The sequence below is a fragment of the Sandarakinorhabdus sp. genome (genome assembly GCF_040398645.1).
GTDB lineage: Bacteria > Pseudomonadota > Alphaproteobacteria > Sphingomonadales > Sphingomonadaceae > Sandarakinorhabdus.
In genome coordinates this window covers 68,712-71,826 of record NZ_JBBATR010000008.1, presented here as the reverse complement: position 1 = coordinate 71,826, position 3,115 = coordinate 68,712, and the positions used below count along the sequence as shown (strand labels likewise).

The 3,115-nt window shown below is 64.4% G+C and carries 4 protein-coding genes; all 4 read left to right on the top strand.

All coding sequences use genetic code 11. From position 1 onward, the window contains the following. Positions 1–837 (top strand): hypothetical protein (locus ABWP50_RS03560; protein WP_353216612.1); only part of this gene is annotated, 837 nt, incomplete at its 5' end. A 63-nt stretch (positions 838–900) separates the two neighbouring features. Next, positions 901–2,334 carry a metalloprotease TldD gene (gene tldD, locus ABWP50_RS03555; RefSeq protein WP_353216611.1) on the top strand — a complete coding sequence of 478 codons (1,434 nt, stop codon included), beginning with the start codon at positions 901–903 and terminating at the stop codon, positions 2,332–2,334. Between the two features lie 26 nt (positions 2,335–2,360). Beyond that, positions 2,361–2,918: a pyridoxamine 5'-phosphate oxidase family protein gene (locus ABWP50_RS03550; RefSeq protein WP_353216610.1), complete on the top strand. Its 558-nt coding sequence runs from the start codon at positions 2,361–2,363 to the stop codon at positions 2,916–2,918. 5 nt (positions 2,919–2,923) lie between these two features. After that, positions 2,924–3,115, top strand: a 192-nt coding sequence (locus tag ABWP50_RS03545; RefSeq protein WP_353216617.1) for a putative signal transducing protein, incomplete at its 3' end; no start/stop codon positions are given.

Here is a 3,115-nt window from a genome sequence, read left to right as displayed (position 1 = left end):
CCCTATATGAAAGTGGCCGTGAAGCAGGCGGCGCTCAATATCCGCATCGCGCTCAGCTATGATCAGGGCATGGTGCTCAATCCGGCCGCCGTGCAGCGCGCCGAACTCAAGCCATTTCCGCTGATCGGCAAATTCAGCTTCAACAACAGTGCGTTTGGCAGTGGCAAATCCGTGCTGCGCTTCAATCTGGCAACGATCACGCCGCAGGCGCTGCCGGCCCGCAAGGTGCCGGTGGTCTGGCTGGAGCGGCCGATGGCCAGCGATGCCGATGGCATATTGCCGATTGGCGAACTGGCCGCGGATCGCATCGATGTGATCCTGCGCGACACGCCGCCCGGCAGCCGCAGCTTCATCATCCCCCGCAAGGGCAAGGACAAGGCGATGATCAAGACGCGGATCGGCGATGAACCGGTGAATATCAGCCTGGAGCTCAACATCCCGACCACCGTGATGAATGCCCGCGCCGGCGAAGCACTGGTCAACGCCGGGCTGGTGCGGCGCACGGCCAGCCTGGGCTTCTGGCGGCCGGTGCCGGGCGTGGCCCTGCCCACCCAGACCCTGTCACCAAAGGATGGCCTGACGATCGCCGGCCTGCCGATGCGCCAGATGGGCGTGCGCATTTCCGAATCCGAAGCGCGCGCCATCGATGCGGCGGCGCGCGGCACCTCAACCGAAACCGACGATGACGACACGATCACCGTTTCGGCCGACCGCAAGAGCAAACGGCGCGGCCGTGACCCATGGATATTGATCGGCCGCGACGTGCTCGATGATTGCAGCCGCATCAGCTTCGACCGCGCCGGCGAACGCTGGGTGCTGACCTGCAAATTCAGCTGAGCTGCGCCGCGGCGGCGTCGCACACCCCTTTCCCTTTTTGCGCGACTGCCCCATATCTTCGCGATGACCAACACGCCCGACGCCAACACGCTCTTTTATGCCGATACCGGCCTTGATCCCGATCGCACGTCGCGGCTGGTGGCGGACACGCTGCGCGGCTGTGACGATGGCGAATTGTTCCTGCAATATGCCGTGTCCGAAAGCTTTGCCTTTGACGATGGCCGGCTGAAATCCGCCAGCTTCGATACGCAAAAGGGCTTTGGCCTGCGCGGTGTCGCCGGCGAAATGACCGCCTTTGCCCACGCCAACGAGCTTTCGGAGGCTGCGATTGCCCGCGCGGCCGACACCATCAAGGTGGTGCGCGATGGCCATGGCGGCACGCTGGCATTGCCGCCGCGCCCGACCAATGCGCGCCGCTACACCGACTTGAACCCCCTCGCTGGCGTCGATTTCGCCGCCAAGGTGGCGCTGATGCAGAAGATCGATGCGGCTGCCCGCGCCCGCAACCCGCAGGTGGTGCAAGTGTCGGCCAGCCTGCTGGCAAGCTGGAGCGTGGTGGAAATCCTGCGCGGCGATGGCAGCCGGGTGCGCGATGTGCGGCCGCTGGTGCGGCTGAATGTGCAGATTGTCGCCGAGAAAAACGGCCGCCGCGAAACCGGTTTTCACGGCCTGGGCGGGCGCTATTTGTACGACAGCCTGTTTGAAGAGGCGAGCTGGGAAGGCGCCATCGATATCGCGCTGGCGCAGGCGCTGACCAATCTTGATGCCGTTGATGCCCCGGCCGGTGAGATGACCGTGGTGCTCGGGCCGGGCTGGCCGGGTATCTTGCTGCACGAAGCCATCGGGCACGGCCTGGAAGGCGATTTCAACCGCAAGGGCACCAGCGCCTTTTCCGGCCGCATCGGGGAGCGTGTGGCGGCGCCGGGCGTGACCGTGGTCGATGATGGCAGCCTCGATGCGCGGCGCGGCAGCCTGACCGTGGACGATGAAGGCACACCGACCGAGCGCACCGTGCTGATCGAGGATGGCATTTTGAAGGGCTACATGCAGGATCGGCTGAATGCGCGCCTGATGGGCGTGGCGCCGACCGGCAACGGCCGCCGCGAATCCTTTGCGCACGCACCGATGCCGCGCATGACCAACACCTTCATGCTCGGCGGCAGCGAAGACCCCGGCACCATATTAGCCGGCGTGAAAAAGGGCGTTTATGCCAAGAGCTTTGGCGGCGGCCAGGTCGATATCACCAGCGGCAAATTCGTGTTTTCCTGCACCGAAGCCTATGAAATCGAGAATGGCAAACTAGGCCGCCCGCTGAAGGGCGCGACGCTGATCGGCAACGGCCCGGATGTGCTGACGCGCGTCAAGGCCATCGGCAACGACATGGCGCTGGATGAAGGCGTCGGCATTTGCGGCAAGGGAGGACAAAGCGTGCCGGCCGGGGTGGGCCAGCCAACCTTGCTGGTGGACGGCCTGACCGTGGGGGGCACGGCGGCTTGATTTGATCGTTGGGGAGGGAAAAGGCGATGTCGGAGTTTTTTGATCACATCACGCCCGCCCACGCTGATTTCATCGCGCGCCAGCCGGTGTTTTTCGTCGCCACAGCTGCGCCCGATGCCCGCATCAATCTCAGCCCCAAGGGCATGGACACGTTCCGCGTGCTGGGTGGCGGCCGCGAATGCGCCTATCTGGATTATGGGGGCAGCGGCAACGAAACCCACGCCCATCTTGCTGCCGATGGCCGCATATGCGTGATGTTTTGCGCCTTTGACCAGCCGGCCTTGATCTACCGCATCTATGGCCGCGGCAGCGCCGTGTTGCCGCAAGATGCCGGCTGGGCCGAGCTGGCGCCGCAGTTCGTGATCGAACGCGGCGTGCGCCAGATTTTCCGGATTGCCGTCGAAAGCACCCAGACCAGCTGCGGCTGGGCCGTGCCGAAAATGCAGGTGACCGAAGAGCGCCAGACGCTGCGCAAATATTATGTGAATGACGATTCGGCGACGCGCTTGCTCAAATATCAGGAACGTGACCGTTCCATCGACGGACTGCCGACGACGTCGCCCGCCTTCTTGCCCTACGATTGATTCCGATGGCGCTGGCCTGCATCGATACGCTCTATTCGCCGGTTGAGGCTGAAATCGTGCGCTGCCGGCTGGAGGCCGCCGGTATCATCGCCGTGTTGTTCGATGCCGGCATCGCCAGCCTGATCGGACCGGGCGTGTCGGGCATCCGCGTCATGGTGGACGCCGATGATGAAGCCATCGCCCGCGCCGAGCTAGCC